The 16,705-nt window shown below is 36.6% G+C and carries 17 protein-coding genes and 1 pseudogene; 10 read left to right on the forward strand and 8 right to left on the reverse strand.

Annotated features, from left to right (window positions below; genetic code table 11):
• Window positions 1-25 precede the first annotated feature (25 nt).
• From apt to H4J52_RS19390, 3 genes are all read left to right on the forward strand, one after another.
• Window positions 26-577, forward strand: a complete 552-nt coding sequence (gene apt, locus H4J52_RS19380) for an adenine phosphoribosyltransferase (protein WP_404851850.1) — start codon at window positions 26-28, stop codon at window positions 575-577.
• 8 nt (window positions 578-585) lie between these two features.
• Window positions 586-2,658, forward strand: a complete 2,073-nt coding sequence (gene dnaX, locus H4J52_RS19385) for a DNA polymerase III subunit gamma/tau (RefSeq protein ID WP_182225406.1) — start codon at window positions 586-588, stop codon at window positions 2,656-2,658.
• A 63-nt stretch (window positions 2,659-2,721) separates the two neighbouring features.
• Entirely contained in the window at window positions 2,722-3,051 is a 330-nt protein-coding gene (locus H4J52_RS19390) for a YbaB/EbfC family nucleoid-associated protein (protein WP_182180286.1), read from the forward strand.
• A 58-nt stretch (window positions 3,052-3,109) separates the two neighbouring features.
• Here H4J52_RS19390 and H4J52_RS19395 read toward each other — a convergent pair whose 3' ends face one another.
• Window positions 3,110-3,628 (reverse strand): fused DSP-PTPase phosphatase/NAD kinase-like protein, encoded by a 519-nt coding sequence (locus H4J52_RS19395; RefSeq protein WP_182225407.1) that lies wholly within the window; start codon window positions 3,626-3,628, stop codon window positions 3,110-3,112.
• Window positions 3,629-4,077: 449 nt separating this feature from the next.
• On the opposite strand from H4J52_RS19395, the pseudogene H4J52_RS20595 reads away from it, so the two are divergent.
• Both H4J52_RS20595 and H4J52_RS20600 read left to right on the forward strand, forming a co-directional pair.
• Window positions 4,078-4,458: pseudogene (locus H4J52_RS20595) on the forward strand (methyl-accepting chemotaxis protein); the annotation flags it as partial.
• 84 nt (window positions 4,459-4,542) lie between these two features.
• A complete protein-coding gene (locus H4J52_RS20600; RefSeq protein WP_259366562.1) occupies window positions 4,543-4,887 on the forward strand; it encodes a CZB domain-containing protein in 345 nt (114 codons plus the stop codon).
• A 166-nt stretch (window positions 4,888-5,053) separates the two neighbouring features.
• Here H4J52_RS20600 and H4J52_RS19405 read toward each other — a convergent pair whose 3' ends face one another.
• Window positions 5,054-5,353, reverse strand: a complete 300-nt coding sequence (locus H4J52_RS19405; RefSeq protein WP_182180218.1) for a DUF3301 domain-containing protein — start codon at window positions 5,351-5,353, stop codon at window positions 5,054-5,056.
• 15 nt (window positions 5,354-5,368) lie between these two features.
• On the reverse strand, window positions 5,369-6,418 hold the full coding sequence (locus H4J52_RS19410; protein WP_182180220.1) for a DUF3549 family protein: 1,050 nt from the start codon (window positions 6,416-6,418) through the stop codon (window positions 5,369-5,371).
• Between the two features lie 110 nt (window positions 6,419-6,528).
• Between H4J52_RS19410 and truC the strand changes: the two genes are divergently transcribed.
• Window positions 6,529-7,290, forward strand: a complete 762-nt coding sequence (gene truC / locus H4J52_RS19415) for a tRNA pseudouridine(65) synthase TruC (protein ID WP_220460052.1) — start codon at window positions 6,529-6,531, stop codon at window positions 7,288-7,290.
• Between the two features lie 9 nt (window positions 7,291-7,299).
• Here truC and H4J52_RS19420 read toward each other — a convergent pair whose 3' ends face one another.
• The 5 genes from H4J52_RS19420 to H4J52_RS19440 form a co-directional block, all read right to left on the reverse strand.
• Window positions 7,300-7,629: a hypothetical protein gene (locus H4J52_RS19420; protein WP_182180222.1), complete on the reverse strand. Its 330-nt coding sequence runs from the start codon at window positions 7,627-7,629 to the stop codon at window positions 7,300-7,302.
• Window positions 7,630-7,897: 268 nt separating this feature from the next.
• Window positions 7,898-8,728 carry a 2,3,4,5-tetrahydropyridine-2,6-dicarboxylate N-succinyltransferase gene (dapD, locus tag H4J52_RS19425; protein ID WP_182225408.1) on the reverse strand — a complete coding sequence of 277 codons (831 nt, stop codon included), beginning with the start codon at window positions 8,726-8,728 and terminating at the stop codon, window positions 7,898-7,900.
• A gap of 50 nt (window positions 8,729-8,778) precedes the next feature.
• Entirely contained in the window at window positions 8,779-11,382 is a 2,604-nt protein-coding gene (gene glnD, locus H4J52_RS19430; protein ID WP_182180225.1) for a [protein-PII] uridylyltransferase, read from the reverse strand.
• 114 nt (window positions 11,383-11,496) lie between these two features.
• A complete protein-coding gene (gene map / locus H4J52_RS19435) occupies window positions 11,497-12,285 on the reverse strand; it encodes a type I methionyl aminopeptidase (RefSeq protein WP_182180227.1) in 789 nt (262 codons plus the stop codon).
• A 76-nt stretch (window positions 12,286-12,361) separates the two neighbouring features.
• Window positions 12,362-12,970 (reverse strand): hypothetical protein, encoded by a 609-nt coding sequence (locus H4J52_RS19440; RefSeq protein ID WP_182180229.1) that lies wholly within the window; start codon window positions 12,968-12,970, stop codon window positions 12,362-12,364.
• Between the two features lie 462 nt (window positions 12,971-13,432).
• Here H4J52_RS19440 and rpsB point away from each other — a divergent pair, with 462 nt between their 5' ends.
• The 4 genes from rpsB (at window position 13,433) to frr (ending at window position 16,622) form a co-directional block, all read left to right on the forward strand.
• Window positions 13,433-14,161, forward strand: a complete 729-nt coding sequence (rpsB, locus tag H4J52_RS19445; protein WP_070374057.1) for a 30S ribosomal protein S2 — start codon at window positions 13,433-13,435, stop codon at window positions 14,159-14,161.
• A 120-nt stretch (window positions 14,162-14,281) separates the two neighbouring features.
• On the forward strand, window positions 14,282-15,154 hold the full coding sequence (gene tsf / locus H4J52_RS19450) for a translation elongation factor Ts (protein ID WP_182180231.1): 873 nt from the start codon (window positions 14,282-14,284) through the stop codon (window positions 15,152-15,154).
• Between the two features lie 144 nt (window positions 15,155-15,298).
• Window positions 15,299-16,039: a UMP kinase gene (pyrH, locus tag H4J52_RS19455; protein ID WP_182180233.1), complete on the forward strand. Its 741-nt coding sequence runs from the start codon at window positions 15,299-15,301 to the stop codon at window positions 16,037-16,039.
• A gap of 25 nt (window positions 16,040-16,064) precedes the next feature.
• Complete coding sequence (gene frr, locus H4J52_RS19460; RefSeq protein WP_182180236.1) at window positions 16,065-16,622, forward strand: ribosome recycling factor; 558 nt, start codon at window positions 16,065-16,067, stop codon at window positions 16,620-16,622.
• Window positions 16,623-16,705: the final 83 nt, after the last annotated feature.

Consider the following 16,705-nt stretch of genomic DNA (forward strand, 5'->3'; position numbering starts at 1 on the left):
TTGATAAATTTATACTTTTGATATGCTGACGATGACTGACAAACAAATTTTACTTTTACAAAATTCAATTCATGCTGTTCCTGACTATCCTAAACCGGGTATTTTATTTCGTGATATTACTGGTTTGCTCGATAACCCTGCTGCTTACCAGTTAACGATAGACTTATTCGTGGCTAAATATAAAGATCACGGCTTTACTAAAATTATTGGTACTGAAGCACGTGGCTTCTTTTTTGGTGCTCCTTTGGCCCTAGCGCTAGGGATAAGCTTTATTCCTGTTCGTAAACCTGGCAAGCTTCCAAGAGCTAGGAATAGCCAAAGCTATCAATTAGAATATGGTACTGATACGTTAGAAATTCATCAAGATGCATTAACAAGCAACGATAAAGTTTTAATAGTAGATGATCTTCTTGCAACGGGTGGAACAATTGAAGCAACGATGAGCCTTGCTAAAGGGCTAGGGGCTGAAGTGAAATATGCTGCATTTGTGATTTCATTACCTGATTTGGGCGGAGAAAAACGTTTAACAGATCTAGGGTTATCTATTCACTCTTTATTGCAATATAACGACGATTAGGCAGTAATATGAGTTATCAAGTATTAGCACGTAAATGGCGCCCTAAAAAGTTTACAGAATTAGTGGGTCAAGAACATGTCGTTACTGTTTTAGTCAATGCGTTAACACAACAGCGTTTGCACCATGCCTATTTATTTACGGGTACGCGTGGAGTTGGCAAAACGACGATAGCTCGAATTTTTGCTAAAAGTTTGAACTGCGAACAAGGCATTACTTCAACACCCTGTGGCGTTTGTGATACTTGTCAAGATATCGACCAAGGCCGTTTTATCGATTTACTCGAAATTGATGCGGCTTCTAAAACAAAAGTTGATGATACCCGTGAAATTCTTGATAACGTACAATACGCGCCTACACGAGGCCGTTATAAAGTTTATTTAATTGATGAAGTTCATATGCTTTCTCGCAGTAGTTTTAATGCGTTATTGAAAACGCTTGAAGAACCACCTGAGCATGTGAAGTTTATTTTGGCGACAACCGATCCACAAAAACTTCCTGTTACTGTGTTATCTCGTTGTTTGCAATTTCATTTAAAAGCATTAACGGTGAGTCAAATAGAGCAAAAGACTCAGCAGATACTTGATGCAGAAAATTTTTCAGTTGAAAAGGGCGCTTTAACGTTATTAGCAAAAGCCGCTCGCGGCAGTATGCGTGACTGTTTAAGCTTAACTGACCAAAGTATCGCACAAGGCCAGGGGTGTATTACCTTAGCCAATGTGCAGCAAATGCTAGGTGGTGTCGACCAAAACTGGGTCTTTAAAATACTCATTACGTTGTTAAAGCAAAATCCAAAGGCTCTAATGCACCTTTCATTAGACATTGCGTCTTATGCACCTAATTACAGTCGTTTAACCGCTGAACTTATTCAGTTGTTACACCAAGTAGCCATGACACAAGTCATCGGGCAACATTTTGACTTATCACCAGAGCATAACCTCTTGGTTGAAAAGTTCAGTCAAGCCATGAGTGCTGAAGATATTCAGTTATACTATCAAATTGTGCTCAATGGGCGAAAAGATTTACCTTATGCATCAGACGAGCAAGCGGCGTTTGATATGCTATTACTTCGGTTGTTGGCGTTTAGACCATTAAAAAATAGCGAAAGCATTCCTGATAATTCTACCCGCGCTACAAATGATTTCGATGATGTGACATTTGATGAAACAAATATCCATAAATCACTGAGCAACGTTAATCTGGTAACAGATGAGCCTTCTTTTGAGGAAGCTAACACTTTACCAGAGGTTGAAGCGATAACATCGCCATTATCACCGGCTGAAATACCTCCTTTAGAAATAAAGGCGCTTGGGGATATAGAGCAAGAGAATAATTCTCCTCGTTATATTGATACAGAGACTTTAACACCCTTTGATAATTCATTAGAACAAGTTGATCATAACTCAACGGTTGCTCCTCAAAATGTAGATATCGAACCGTCAACTAGCGATACACCGCTTGTTCAATCACCTATAGAGCGTGCTTTAGCGACAAGAAATATGTTACGTAGTCGAAAAAAGGGCTTGGAGAATAGCGCAAAAAAGTCTGAAGACGCTATAGAGCGTCAAGATACTTCCAGTAACGAGGTTATGGTATCAAAAATTGAGGATGCACCAAGACTTGATATTCCTCGATTTGAGTCTATTTCAGAGCAGGTTTTTGATGTAAATGTGATTGACCCAGCAAAGATTCGCTCAGCAAATCAAGTTGATAAATGGGCAAATATGATTGATGCAATGTCACTTACGGGGCGTCTGCGTCAATTAGCGATACATGCAACTGTTAATGAGCAATCAACTGACGATTTTTTGCTACTTAATTTAAATCAAGCGACAAAACATTTAAACAGTGATGTTGCTCACAAAAAGCTAGAGCAATCCATCTCTGAGTTTTTAAAGCGAAAAATTACTGTAGAATTAACGATTGTCGACGAGACATCGCATGATCCGTATCAAATTCAATCGCATATTAATGATAAACGTTATGATTATGCGAAAGAATTATTAGAAAATGATGAAATAATTATGGGCTTGAAAATGCATTTCCAAGCCCAATTAGATGAAAACACAATTGTAGCATTATAACTGTTACTTGATATTTGCCGTGTTAAACTCTATCTTTGCTGGCAATAGAACTTTGGAGAAAAAATTATGATGAAAGGTGGCATGGGCAACTTAATGAAACAAGCCCAACAAATGCAAGAAAAAATGGCTAAAGCCCAAGAAGAATTAGCTAAAATGGAAGTTATCGGTGAGTCAGGTGCTGGTATGGTTAAGGTAACGATGACAGGTAGTCACAGCGTTCGACGTGTTGAAATTGACGATAGTCTAATGGCTGATGATAAAGATATGCTTGAAGATTTGATTTCAGCAGCATTTAATGATGCTGTTCGTCGTGTCGAAGAACAAAATAAAGATAAAATGGGTGCTTTAACCGGTGGTATGCAATTACCACCTGGGATGAAAATGCCGTTTTAATCAACGTTACGTTGTGAATTAATGTGCCAGTTTCTTTAACAAGAAACTGGCATTTTACTTACTGAGTTATGATGATCTTTCTAACAGTCGATTCTAAGCTTGCTAAGCCCGAGCTTTTTCCTGTAGTGATTGCTTCTTCAATATTTTTACCGTGATTGAAGTGTGCATCTAGTGCGAACATAGCACCAACACGGTTACCACTTGCGCAATGAATAAATGCTTTCTCTTTATTTGATATTGCTGAAGTAAATAGCGCGAGATTTTCTTTATTAATACCATTGGCACCGTTAATGGGCACTGCGATATAATTCATGCCTAACGCTTCAACTGTAGCTTGTTCGTCAAACCCGTTAAATTCACCTTCACCACGTAAGTTAATTACTGTTTTAATGCCGCTTTTCGATAATATAACTAAATCATTTTCGTTAGGTTGACCAGCAATAATAAATTGCGGGCTAAACTGTTGAACATTTTTTGCTGCTATTTTTTCAATAACACTATCTGATGCTAGGGCATAGTTTGAAAAAGATAATGTTAGAATAAAAAAAACCGTAAATACCTTTATTGCGTTATTCATTGTTTATACTTCCGTTTCATTAATTAATTTTAGGCATTGTTGCTTTTAGCATACTCTTATATATCTAAAAAAGCCTATGCATCTGCTTTTTTTAATATATATTAACGAGATGAAATTTTATACTAAAGGTAGTAAATAACAGGATTTTTGGTGAAAAAAATAAAGAAAAAATTTCCCAGCTTACTATTGAGAACCGTCAATTAACGACACGTATCGAAATGTTAGAGGCTGAATTAGCTTTAGCTGACAAAGAGAGAGGTCAACTTGTCGAAGATATTTCAAGTAACTCTACACGCTATCGTACGCAAGAAGAAATAAATAAACTATGGTTGCAATCATCGTCGCTCGTTAACCTTATTTGTGAAGATCTAGCCCTATCATCAGCCCATTTAAATCAACATCGAGATACGTTTCAGTCGTCACAAGCGCTCTTTGAGCAAATTATGGAGATGCTGTCCAGTACGATTACTTCTACTTCACAAATTTCTACAGATACTCAAGCGGCTTCTTCATCAGCCGATCAATTAAAAACAGTATCATCAGGTATTAATGACTTTGTAAATATTATTAAAGGCATTTCAGACCAAACAAACTTATTGGCATTAAATGCCGCCATAGAAGCCGCTAGGGCAGGAGAGCAAGGTCGAGGTTTTGCTGTTGTTGCCGATGAAGTCCGAACATTGGCCCAACGCTCGGCAGAAGCTTCTAATGAAATATCCAATCTTATTGAGCAAGTAAATACGCAAATGGGAGAAGTGATCAGTGGTATAAGCCACGTGGGAGATAATAGTCAAGAAATAAGTGCTAGTACCTCTTCTATAGAAACCACGGCTAAGAAAATTGTCACCTTATCTAAAAATATGTACTCGGTTATTACTAATACTACCGCCGATTCATTTTTACAAACGGTAAAAATGGACCATGTCGTTTGGAAACTTGATGTCTATAAGGTGATGCTCGGTATGTCTGATAAAACTGCTGCTGACTTTACTGACCATACGATGTGTCGACTAGGAAAGTGGTTTTACCAAGGAGAAGGAGCAGAAAAGTACGCCAGTAAAAGTGCCTTCAAGCAAATAGAAGCCCCACATATAGATGTTCATAGTCATGGTATTGAAGCGTTGAAGGCGCATGCTGAAGGTGATAATGAACGTGCCCTAAAAGCACTGACAGTGATGGAGAGTGCAAGTTTCAAAGTGGTTGATACATTAACGTCACTCTCTAAGCAATTAGCTAAAGACATCGGTGCAGTTGATTAAGATAAATCTCTGTAAAAGGTTTTAATAATACCTAAGTCTAAAAATGCCATTCGATTATACCGAATGGCATATATGTTCAGGATGAACGTTATAATGAGATGGCATGCATCTAATGCATGTCTGTATTTTTTAACTTTTTTTGCCACTGTTAATTGTCGTTTGGCATTTAAATTTTGTACATCGGTACATGGATACTATCAAGTTTAAATCCCTTTAAAGTCGCTTGACCTTGATAACTTGATTCTCTATCCCCGCTAAACTCAAAGTCAAAGACACTTATCCAATGAGGCCCTAAAGCTTTGTTAAAGGTTAATCGACTTGAGCTTCGAGAAAGTGAAATAAACTGTAAGCCATCCTTATCACAATAGGCCTTTATATGGCGTAAAGCGTATTCAGATACTTTTCTGAGATAAATGAAGTACCACAAAAATAAACAAACAATCAGTAATAAATATATATTTTCCATTCGAGGTCTCTATAGTTAGCGTTGAAATAATAGACCAATAGCTTTACTTAATGCTTGGCTACGTTTTGGCGATCTCATACATTGAAATATTAATGGACGTAATGCTGGAATAGCAACAAGGTCTTTGAAAATTGCTTGAAATACTTCAAGTTCTTGCTGGTCAACTAATAACTCAAAAAAGATCATTATTTGTTGTTCATTATTGAAAACTTGCCAGCATCTTCCTGTAATGACTATGGCTATTTCTTCAGACATTGACGTTTCAGGTGATGGCTGCTCAATAAGAGTATTAATAAATCGTACAACATGGGGATGCTGAAAACTTGAGGCTAAACTGCGTAATAAAAAACTCAACACTGTTGTTTGGTTAGTCTCTTTATGGGTTACTAGGCTTTCAAATTTTGCAATGAGTACATCAATAACTTCTACCGGTAATTTTACATTTTCTAATGCAGAACATAAGGGTTGTAAAACGGGCTTAGGTAAATGTGGCAAAGCATTCACTAATATTTTTTGCATTTTCTTATCAGATAAACGCACAGCAAAATCATTTAACCCTTGCACACCAACAGACTGCCAGTTTTGCCAATCTTTATCACCTGATAAGTAGCTTAATGCGCCTGAAAAGTATTGGCTGCTCTTATTTTTTGTTTCCACAGAAATCAAACTATTTAAATAAGCTAATTTGTATTGTGGTGGTGTAAAATGATAGGGGTTACTTTTAAGTAATGCTTCTTGTTGCTCGTTTGGTGAGGTATTAAGCTCTGCGCCCAATGCTTCAATAATAATTGCAATAAAATGATCTCTTGCTACAAGGTTAAGTAAACCTCGCTCATCAAGCGGTAATTTTACAAACCATAAATATAGCGACGAATTTGGCTTTTGCCAAAAAGATATCGCTATAAATGCATGCCCTTGAGAAGGAAATGGGTAAGGAATTTGGTTAGCTTCAATTTTAGTAAACGTTTCTTTAGACAATTTATCTATTTTCCGGCCAATATCAAAAACCCTATATTGAGATCCAGAAAGTGTTAATAATTCAGAAATAGTAGAAATAGTACTCATAGATAAAATAATAAATAAAATAATAATCGAATAATGTTGGCATTATAGAGATAATAATAGATCAATACTATTTGCTTTTTGCATCATAGATAATAAACCCTGAGATAATCATGCCTTTTGATGAAAAACCCATATTAACGATATTATATCAAGATGAATATATCGTCGCGGTTGATAAACCAGCGGGCTTATTTGTCCATAGAAGTTATATGGACAAAGATGAAATATACTTTGCTTTGCAGTTAGTTCGCGACCAAGTGGGAAAATATGTTTATCCCCTTCACCGATTAGACAGACCAACATCAGGGGTTTTATTATTTGGTTTAAATGAAGAGGTTGCGCGTTTGATGGGGCAAGTATTTATCGATAAAAAAATTCAAAAAACATATATCGCTTTATCACGTGGACATTTGCTTGGCGAAGGAGAGATAGATCATCCGTTAAAAGAAAAATTAGATAAATTAGGTGATAAAAATGTCAGTCCAGATAAAGCGCCACAAGAGGCTGTTACTCACTTTGAATCTTTACTAACGGCAAGCTTACCGATACAAGTGGGTAAGTTTGATAGTGTCCGATACTCTTTAATAAAATTACGACCCGTTACGGGAAGAAGGCATCAAATTCGTCGACACCTAGCGCATTTACGACATCCGATTATTGGCGATATTAATTATGGTGATAATAAACAAAATCCATTTTTCATCAAAAATTTTGGTTTTAAACGCTTAATGCTCATAGCAAAAAAAGTAGAGTTTATTCATCCTATAACAAAGTGTCAGGTGATCATCGAGGCTAGTTTTGACCAACAGTGGTTACAGGTTTTTGATGAACTCGCTTGGGATCCAAAGACAATAAATAGCTTAACTTCTTAAATAATCAATTTATTCTGCTGCCATAATTCTGATTGAATTCACGTCTCTTTCAATTAATGCGGCATAAACATGTTGTGTTCTTTGAGTATTATCCTCGTCAGTTTTTGGGCCTTTTATACTAACGGTATTAATAAAAATATCGTTACTGTAACGTTCGCGTTGTTCGGCGAATGCTAGCATCATTTTTTGATCTTCCGTAACCGGGCGATGAAGTAATGACATCATGAGATGATGATCAGAAATCAAAGGTTTTTTTACTATTTTATCTTGTGGTATTGAACTACAAGCAGTAAGTAAAAAAGCGAATAGCACAGTAAGTGAAGTCAAAAGATTTTTCATGTTCAGTCAATAATAAAGCAAACGATACCTCTAGATGGCAAATGCTATGCCAAGTGTTTTATTAAAGGTTAGATTGGCTGGCTTATATAATAAAAAGTTAATTATATAACTGTTATTTATATGAAAATTTGATGTGTTTTATTTATTGAGATGAAGGTTTTTTGTAACGTTTGCTACGTTTTATTGTAAAGTTATTTTTTTCCTTAATTAAGTGTCAAAAAAATAGCGGTGATAAAATCACCGCTATACATAGAAAAAATTTAAATTTTTATTCTTCTGATACCGAACGAAGTAAAGCATTAATGCCTACTTTTGCACGTGTTTTAGCATCTACTTTCTTAACGATGATTGCCGCGTATAAACTATAAGTACCACATTTAGAAGGTAAGTTACCCGGCACAACAACCGAACCTGCTGGGACACGACCGTAATGTATTTCACCTGTTTCACGATCAAAAATTCGTGTACTTTGACCAATATAAACGCCCATGGAAATTACAGCCCCTGCTTCAACAACAACACCTTCAACAATTTCAGAGCGAGCGCCTATAAAACAGTCATCTTCAATAATTGTTGGTCCCGCCTGTAAAGGCTCTAAAACACCGCCAATGCCAACGCCACCTGATAAATGTACATTCTTACCAATTTGAGCACACGAGCCTACAGTTGCCCATGCATCAACCATACAGCCTTCATCAACAAACGCGCCGATATTAACAAAACTTGGCATCACTACAACGTTCTTACCAATAAAGCTACCTGTACGCACGGAAGCGCCGGGTACAACACGTACGCCATCAGCTTCAAAATCCGCTTGTGTGTAGCCAGTGTATTTCATTGGAACTTTATCGAAAAAAGTACTTTCAGCGCCGTCAATAACGCTGTTGTCCCAAATTCTAAAAGAAAGTAAAACGGCTTTTTTAAGCCATTGATGAACAACCCATTCACCCGCTACTTTTTCTGCAACACGAGCTGACCCATTGTTAAGTGCGGCTAAAGCATCTAAAACAGCTTGTTTAACATCACTCGATACTGTTTTTGGGGTAATATTCATTCTATCTTCGAAAGCTTGTTCTATTGTACTCTGTAAGTTTGACATGCTAATTCCTATTCTTTTTAAATTTAATTTCTAAAGTTTAATCTGTTCAGTTATTTTTCGCATAACATCGCGGAGAGTTGTTGTTGCTGCTCTTGTGTTAAAGCCACATTATCAGCATTTGAAACAGTAAAAACATCATCGACTTTTTCACCAAAAGTGGTGATTTTTGCAGAATGGATGTGTAATTTGTTTTGTTGAAATATTCGAGCAAACTTGGCTAATAGGCCAGGGCGGTCTAGCGCGATTATTTCTAATAAAGTGGTTTTCTCTGTAGCTGTTTCAATAAAACTCACTTTAGTGGGAATTTTAAAATTATCAATATACGTTGGAGCAGGTTTGGTTTTTATTTTGGGTGAAGCCTTCATTAACGACTTAGTCAGTTTTTTCGCTATATCTAACGCACGGTTACTGTCAGTAATCGCTTTGTTTTTTTGGTCCAATACAACAAAAGTATTTAATGTATAACCTTTTTTACTGCTAATAATTTTAGCGTCATGAATAGACAAACGTTGTGCGTCGAGCAATGTCACCATTTTAGCAAAAATATTAATAGAGGCTTTGGTATAAATAAATATCTCAGTACCACCTCGATGAGGTTTTGGGCTGATCAATACCAAAGGTTTAACAATACTGTGTTTAATGATATGTCTGCTATGCCAAGCAATTTGCACGGGTGAGTAACGTAAAAAGTAATCCGCTTTAAGTTTGTTCCAAAAAGTTTTAATGTGAGTTACATCGCACGCATATTCTTTAAGTAACTCAAGCGCTGCTTGTTGGTTTTCGCGTGTTTTTGCACGTAAATCAACTTGCTTTTCAAGTCCTCGTCGAAAAGCTCTTTTAGTATTAAAATAAAGCTCTTCAAGTAAATTTGCTTTCCAGCTATTCCATAAACTTTCATTGGTCGCACGCATATCAGCAACGGTTAAGCAATAAAGGTAATCTAGATGCGCTTCATCTCTAACAATACCAGCAAATGCTCTGATCACTTCTTCATCTGATATATCACGGCGTTGTGCGGTTACAGACATTACTAGGTGATTTTTGACTAACCAAGCAATCATACGGCCGTCGTGATCGTTTATAGGATGCACTTTGCTGAATTCTAATGCATCAACCGCGCCTAACTTAGCATGATCGCCACCACGACCTTTGGCAATGTCATGAAAAATTCCGGCTATATACAATACCTCTGGTTTGCGAATGCGCTGCATTATCTTGCTACAAAGTGGGTAGTCGTTGTTGTATTCTGGCTGGCTAAAACGATAAATATTTTTAATTAATCGATAACTATGTTCGTCTACAGAGTAAGCATGAAATAAATCAAATTGCATTTGCCCTACGATATTACGCCATTGTGGTAAATAAGCGGCGATAATTGAATGGCGGTGCATTAAGCTAAAAGTTAGCCCTAAGCCATTAGGATGCCTCATTATTTCAATGAAAATTCTTCGACATTCGGCATAATCCATTAAACCAGAAATTAACCGTCTGCGGGCATTTCTCAATAACCGCAGCGTATGTGGATGTAAATCGGTAATATTTTCGTTTTTAGCGACCAGTAAAAACATTTCCATAATTTTTACAGAGCTCATGAATACTCTGTCGTTAACCGCATTTATCTGCCCATCGATGATAGTAAAATCTTTATTGAGTGGCACGACAGGGTGATCTTTTTTGATAATAGCGTAGTCAAAATGCTGTAGTAGCATTTTATTCAGTTCAGCAACACGACCTATGATACGGAAAAATCGTTTCATCATACGTTCAATGGCACGTTTACCTTCATCACCAAAGCCCATTAAGCTGGCAACTTCACCTTGATAGTCAAAGAGTAAACGGTTTTCATTACGACCAGCAATAATGTGTAAAGCAGCACGCATACGCCATAAATAGTCTTGACATTCTAACAACTCAAAAAACTCATTTTGTGTTAAATAATGATGTGCAACAAGTTCTTCAAGAGAGTCTGCAACAAAGTGGCGCTTTGCCACCCAAGCAATGGTTTGTATGTCTCTCAGGCCACCGGGGTTTGCTTTTAAATTTGGCTCTAATGTGTAAGATGCACCATGGTATTGTTGATGACGCTCAAACTGTTCCTCACGTTTGGCCAAGAAAAATTTCTTAGACGTCCAAAAAACATCTTTAGCTAATAATGGATATAAATTTTGAGTTAATGCTTCATTTCCACAAATTTGACGAATCTCTAACAGATTTGTGGCAATAGTGACGTCATTTTTTGCTTGCTTTATACACTCTTTAACACTTCTAACACTATGGCCAATGTCGAGCTTTACATCCCATAGTTGGGTGATAAATGTTGATATTTTTTCTGATAATTCATCACTGATTTTTTCTTGAGTTAATAATAATATATCGACGTCAGAATAAGGGTGTAATTCACCTCGTCCATAACCTCCTACAGCAAGTAAACTAATTTGATGTTCATCTAAGTTATGTTGACACCAAAGTTTAGATAACACATTGTCAACAAATTGTGAGCGTGTTGAAACTAAAACAGATACTTCTACATAAGGAAATGTGTCTTTTTGCCATTGCTGGAAGTCACGACTGAGTTGACAGATGTCTTGAGTAGAAATATAAGGAGAGCTAACGGCTAAGGATTTGCTATATTCTATAGGTAGAAGAGTTTGCATAGCTGATTATTTTACTTAGTAGGTTAAGGCGATAGACATCATGCTTTATTTATCGATGTAAAAGCAAATAACGACTATCGCTAACGTAGACTTTATTATAATAACAAGAGAAAATTAGTTTTGTAAGTGTCTCGAAAGAGTATCATCGCTATGAAGTGTTAATATCTCACAGCCTGTTCGAGTAACCACAATGGTATGTTCCCATTGTGCTGATTTTTTGCCATCTAAGGTGTAAACGGTCCAATTATCTTCTTTATCTAAAAGCGTATTAGCGCGACCTAAATTAACCATAGGCTCAATGGTAAAGCACATACCTTCAACCATTTTTTCTTTATCGTTATTTTTGTAGTGAACAATTTGTGGTTCTTCGTGAAATACGTTGCCAATACCATGACCACAATATTCTTTAACAATAGAGTAGCGGCCTGATTTTTTAAGAAACTTTTGAATAGCTGTGCCAATTTCACCAAAAGTATTGCCAGGTTTTACTTTCTTTAAGCCAACATACAAAGCTTCTCTAGTAATACGGCATAAACGATTGTCTTCTAGGCTTACGTCGCCAATAAGAAACATTTTACTGGTATCGCCGTGGTAGCCATCTTTAATCACGGTAATGTCTAGATTAACAATATCGCCATCTTTTAAAAGAACATCATCAGGAATACCATGACAAACGACATGATTAACTGATGTACAAATTGATTTGGGAAAACCGTGATAATTTAGCGGCGCTGAAATCGCACTTTGCACTTTATCGGTATATTCCGCGCACAGGGTATTCAACTCATTGGTCGTCACACCGGCCTTAACATAAGGGGTGATCATCTCTAATACGTCTGCCGCAAGTTTTCCTGCAATCCGCATTTTTTCTATTTCTTGCTGAGTTTTGATTGTAATACCCATTTATTCCTCAATTGTCTTTTTAGTGTGAATGCTACAGTAGCTATTTTGCCTAAAAATAATGTTATTGTCTATTGGTCTAATCTTTAGCTATTTCAAGTTCAACCGCTTCTATTATCGCGCTAGGGCTTTGTAAATATAAGTTATGGTTGAGTAATGTTAAGTTCTCATTGTGAGCGATTAATAAAGCCGGAAGGGCTTTTGTGCCAATGATTTCTTGAAAGTCATAAATTTCTTGTAGCGTAAACTCAGCCTCTTTGGCTATTTTACCTTCTTTAAATACTTTTGCGGGCGGGGAAAGTTTAAGTTCTTCTACTATCTGATTAAAATCACTTTCATGGGTAAAAGGAGTACCTTGTTGAAAGTGTTGCTTTTGAATCGCTTCTATTAGTTCGAAGGTCAAGTGTGGTACTTTCTGACCAACCCATCCAATTAAGTTGGCGCTTAGTGTCGAATCCTTTTCAATGTTGAGTGTTTTTACATACTCATGACTAAACTCAATGCCAACGTGGTCTTCAATATCATCAATCGTTTTTTTACTGACTTTTTCATCCCCTTCGTAATGTGCACAATGCCATAAATTTAAAGTGATATTTGGATAAGCATTAGCAATTTCTTTAACTAAAGAAGTTGTTACAAAGCTCCAAGGGCAGTGTGTATCATAAATAAAAAAGAGTTCTGTAGACATAGTAATATATCGCCCTAGTGTTAAGTCAAAAATTGAATCAAAATATAATGACGCTAATTTTAGCGCGTACAGGAAAATTATCCCAGTAAAATAATGACTATATTAATTAAAAAGCATTGATCTTTAATCGTTATTTTCTCGCTTTTAGTAAACTAATATGTTATAAAGTGCGCCGTTAAATTTATCAATTAAATAGTATAGTCGCCGAGATTTTATCTTAGCGTTATTATGTTTATTGGGTAAGCCAGTGGCTAAATTGCTGTTATTGATAATGTTTAACTTTAAAAACTTGTACTGCTAAAAATAGTTGTACTTATTATAAATTCACATACATTTATTAAGAATATACTGGGGTGCTCAGTTTGACTTTGTCTTATTTAAGCAAAGCATCAAACAATAAAAGAGTTAGGTATATTTGAATGTATGAACGCTTAACCCCCTAAACCAAATAAAGGAAAAATCATGCCAAACGTTTCTATGCGCGATATGCTTAAAGCAGGTGTTCATTTCGGTCACAAAACCCGTTACTGGAACCCAAAAATGAAAACTTACATTTTTGGTTCACGCGATAAAGTTCATATCATCAACCTTGAACAAACTGTTCCTATGTTCAATGAAGCCCTTGCTTTCTTATCAGGTGTTTCTGCGAAAAAAGGTAAAGTTTTATTTGTTGGTACTAAGCGCGCTGCAAGCGATGCAATTAAAGATGCTGCTATCAAATGTGATCAATTCTACGTTAATCACCGTTGGTTAGGTGGTATGTTGACTAACTGGAAAACAGTTCGTCAATCAATTAAACGTTTAAAAGATCTTGAAGCACAAAGCTCTGACGGTACTTTTGAAGCGCTTACTAAAAAAGAAGCTTTGATGCGTACACGCGAAATGGAAAAACTTGACAAAAGTCTTGGTGGAATCAAAAACATGGGTGGTTTACCTGACGTTTTATTCATCATTGATGCTGATCACGAACACATTTCTATCAAAGAAGCTAAAAACTTAGGTATTCCAGTAATATCTGTAGTTGATACAAACTCAAACCCAGATAATATTGATTTCATTATCCCGGGTAACGACGATGCAATTCGCGCCGTGACTTTATACACTGATTCTGCTGCTAACGCAGTTTTAGCTGGTCGTGAAAAGAACATTGTTGTTCAAGCTGAAAAAGACGGTTTTGTAGAAGCTGAATAATTTCAGTTTTTCATAATTTTTTTTGCTATTGCCACAAGTGTTAACGCTTGTGGCAACATATTCATTTTTATGCCCGGCTTTAAATAGTTTAGGGGATAACAAAAATTGAGGAATTCTCTCATGGTAATTACTGCTGCAATGGTAAAAGAACTTCGTGAACGCACAGCTGCGGGCATGATGGATTGTAAAAAAGCTTTACAAGAAGCTGAAGGCGACATGGAACTTGCGATTGAAAATATGCGTAAGAACGGTCAAGCAAAAGCAGCTAAAAAAGCTGGTAACATCGCTGCTGAAGGTGCTATTTTAATTAAAAGTGCTGATGGCGTTGCTGCACTTCTTGAAGTTAACTGTCAAACTGATTTTGTTGCAAAAGATGCAAACTTCTTAGGTTTTGCTAACGAAGTTGCAGAAGCAGCTTTAGCTTCAAAAGCGACAATCGAAGAGCTACAAGCTCAATTCGAAGAAAAGCGTATTACCCTTGTGACTAAAATTGGTGAAAACATCAATATCCGTCGCGTATCATACGTTGAAGGTACTGCATTAGCTTCATATAGCCATGGTGCTAGCATTGGTGTTGTCGTTGCTGGTGAAGGCGATGCTGAATCATTAAAGCATATTGCTATGCACGTTGCTGCAAGTAAGCCTGAATTTTTAACGCCTGAAGATGTTGCTGAGAGTGTTGTAGAAAATGAACAGCGTATTCAACTAGATATCTTAAAAGCTGAAAACGATGCTCTTGATGATAAAAAGAAAAAACCTGTTGAATTGCTTGAAAAAATTATCATCGGTCGCATGAAGAAATTTACGGGTGAAATTTCTTTGACTGGTCAAGCGTTCATCATGGAACCTAAGAAAACTGTTGGTGTTGTTCTTAAAGAGAAAGGCATTACGGTTTCTAACTTTGTTCGTTTAGAAGTTGGTGAAGGCATTGCTAAGAAAGAAGAAGATTTTGCTGCTGAAGTAGAAGCACAAATTGCTGCATCAAAAGCTTAATTTTTAAGCATTCAATTCAGTAAAATAGTTCTTTTTTCAGTTTAGACTTTCGATAGTTAGCTAAACGTACTAAAATAGCCGCGGTCAAATTGATCACGGCTATTTTTTTCGCCTATTTATAGACAAAATACAGGAATGTTTTTTATGAGCATCAGTCCAAAACCAATATATCGTCGAATTTTATTAAAACTTAGTGGTGAAGCCCTAATGGGTGAAGAGGGTTTCGGTATCGACCCTAAAGTTTTGGATCGTATGGCTCAAGAAATTAAAGAACTGATTGAAATGGGCATTCAAGTGGGGTTAGTTATTGGCGGAGGTAACTTATTTCGTGGTGCAGGTCTGGCCGAAGCCGGAATGAACCGTGTTGTTGGCGACCAAATGGGTATGTTAGCAACCGTAATGAATGGTCTTGCAATGCGTGATGCCTTACATCGTGCTTTTGTTAATGCTAAATTAATGTCTGCAATTGACTTGGCGGGTGTTTGTGACCGTTATAACTGGGCTGAAGGTATCAGCTTATTAAAATCTGGCCGCGTTGTTATTTTTAGTGCCGGCACAGGTAATCCTTTTTTTACAACTGATTCTGCAGCGTGTTTACGCGGTATTGAAATAGAGGCTGATGTCGTTTTAAAAGCCACTAAAGTTGATGGCATCTATTCAGAAGACCCAGTTAAGAATCCAGATGCTACGTTATATAGCCAATTAAGCTATAACGAAGTATTAGAGAAAGAACTTAAAGTGATGGATCTAGCTGCATTCACGTTAGCACGGGATCATAGCATGACTATTCGTGTTTTTAACATGAACAAGCCAGGCGCATTAAAAAACGTGGTAATGGGTGGCGATGAAGGTACAACTATCGATCACACAGAAAACTTAGTTTAATTTTTTGATTTAAAGGAAATTCAACGTGATAAATGAAATAAAACAAGATGCTCAAGACCGTATGAGCAAAAGCATCGACTCATTAAAAAGTAATCTAAATAAAGTAAGAACAGGCCGTGCACATCGTTCTTTACTTGATAATATTGTTGTTGATTATTACGGTATGGAAACACCATTGAGCCAAGTGGGTAATATCGCAACACCAGATGCGCGTACTTTAGCGATTACCGTTTTTGATAAAGGTATGATCGGCGCTGTTGAAAAAGCAATTTTGAAATCTGATTTAGGCTTAAATCCGTCATCTCAAGGTACGCTTATTCGTATTCCATTACCGCCGTTAACAGAAGAACGTCGTAAAGACCTTGTTAAAGTGGTTAAAAATGAAGCTGAAAATGGCAAGGTTGCTATTCGTAATATCCGCCGCGATGCTAACTCTGATGTTAAATCTTTGAATAAAGAAAAAGAAATCAGTGATGATGAAATGCATCAATCAGAAGACGATATTCAAAAGTTGACTGATACTTATGTCAAACAAGTTGATGATATTTTATCAATCAAAGAAAAAGAGTTAATGGAGATATAACGCCTTTAACCGATAAAATAAGCCGTAGTCTTTAAATGGTCACTACGGTTTTTTTTACATAAAATTTGAATGAAGCTTGAAGA

Source organism: Colwellia sp. MB02u-14, from assembly GCF_014076915.1.
In the GTDB taxonomy this organism is placed as follows: domain Bacteria; phylum Pseudomonadota; class Gammaproteobacteria; order Enterobacterales; family Alteromonadaceae; genus Colwellia_A.

Bases quoted from the DNA above. Each gene is read 5' to 3' on its own strand.
- dnaX (WP_182225406.1), top strand. From the start codon at position 586: ATGAGTTATCAAGTATTAGCACGTAAATGGCGCCCTAAAAAGTTTACA.
- H4J52_RS19395 (WP_182225407.1), bottom strand. From the start codon at position 3,628: ATGAATAACGCAATAAAGGTATTTACGGTTTTTTTTATTCTAACATTA.
- H4J52_RS20600 (WP_259366562.1), top strand. From the start codon at position 4,543: ATGGACCATGTCGTTTGGAAACTTGATGTCTATAAGGTGATGCTCGGT.
- H4J52_RS19405 (WP_182180218.1), bottom strand. From the start codon at position 5,353: ATGGAAAATATATATTTATTACTGATTGTTTGTTTATTTTTGTGGTAC.
- H4J52_RS19410 (WP_182180220.1), bottom strand. From the start codon at position 6,418: ATGAGTACTATTTCTACTATTTCTGAATTATTAACACTTTCTGGATCT.
- truC (WP_220460052.1), top strand. From the start codon at position 6,529: ATGCCTTTTGATGAAAAACCCATATTAACGATATTATATCAAGATGAA.
- H4J52_RS19420 (WP_182180222.1), bottom strand. From the start codon at position 7,629: ATGAAAAATCTTTTGACTTCACTTACTGTGCTATTCGCTTTTTTACTT.
- dapD (WP_182225408.1), bottom strand. From the start codon at position 8,728: ATGTCAAACTTACAGAGTACAATAGAACAAGCTTTCGAAGATAGAATG.
- glnD (WP_182180225.1), bottom strand. From the start codon at position 11,382: ATGCAAACTCTTCTACCTATAGAATATAGCAAATCCTTAGCCGTTAGC.
- map (WP_182180227.1), bottom strand. From the start codon at position 12,285: ATGGGTATTACAATCAAAACTCAGCAAGAAATAGAAAAAATGCGGATT.
- H4J52_RS19440 (WP_182180229.1), bottom strand. From the start codon at position 12,970: ATGTCTACAGAACTCTTTTTTATTTATGATACACACTGCCCTTGGAGC.
- rpsB (WP_070374057.1), top strand. From the start codon at position 13,433: ATGCCAAACGTTTCTATGCGCGATATGCTTAAAGCAGGTGTTCATTTC.
- tsf (WP_182180231.1), top strand. From the start codon at position 14,282: ATGGTAATTACTGCTGCAATGGTAAAAGAACTTCGTGAACGCACAGCT.
- pyrH (WP_182180233.1), top strand. From the start codon at position 15,299: ATGAGCATCAGTCCAAAACCAATATATCGTCGAATTTTATTAAAACTT.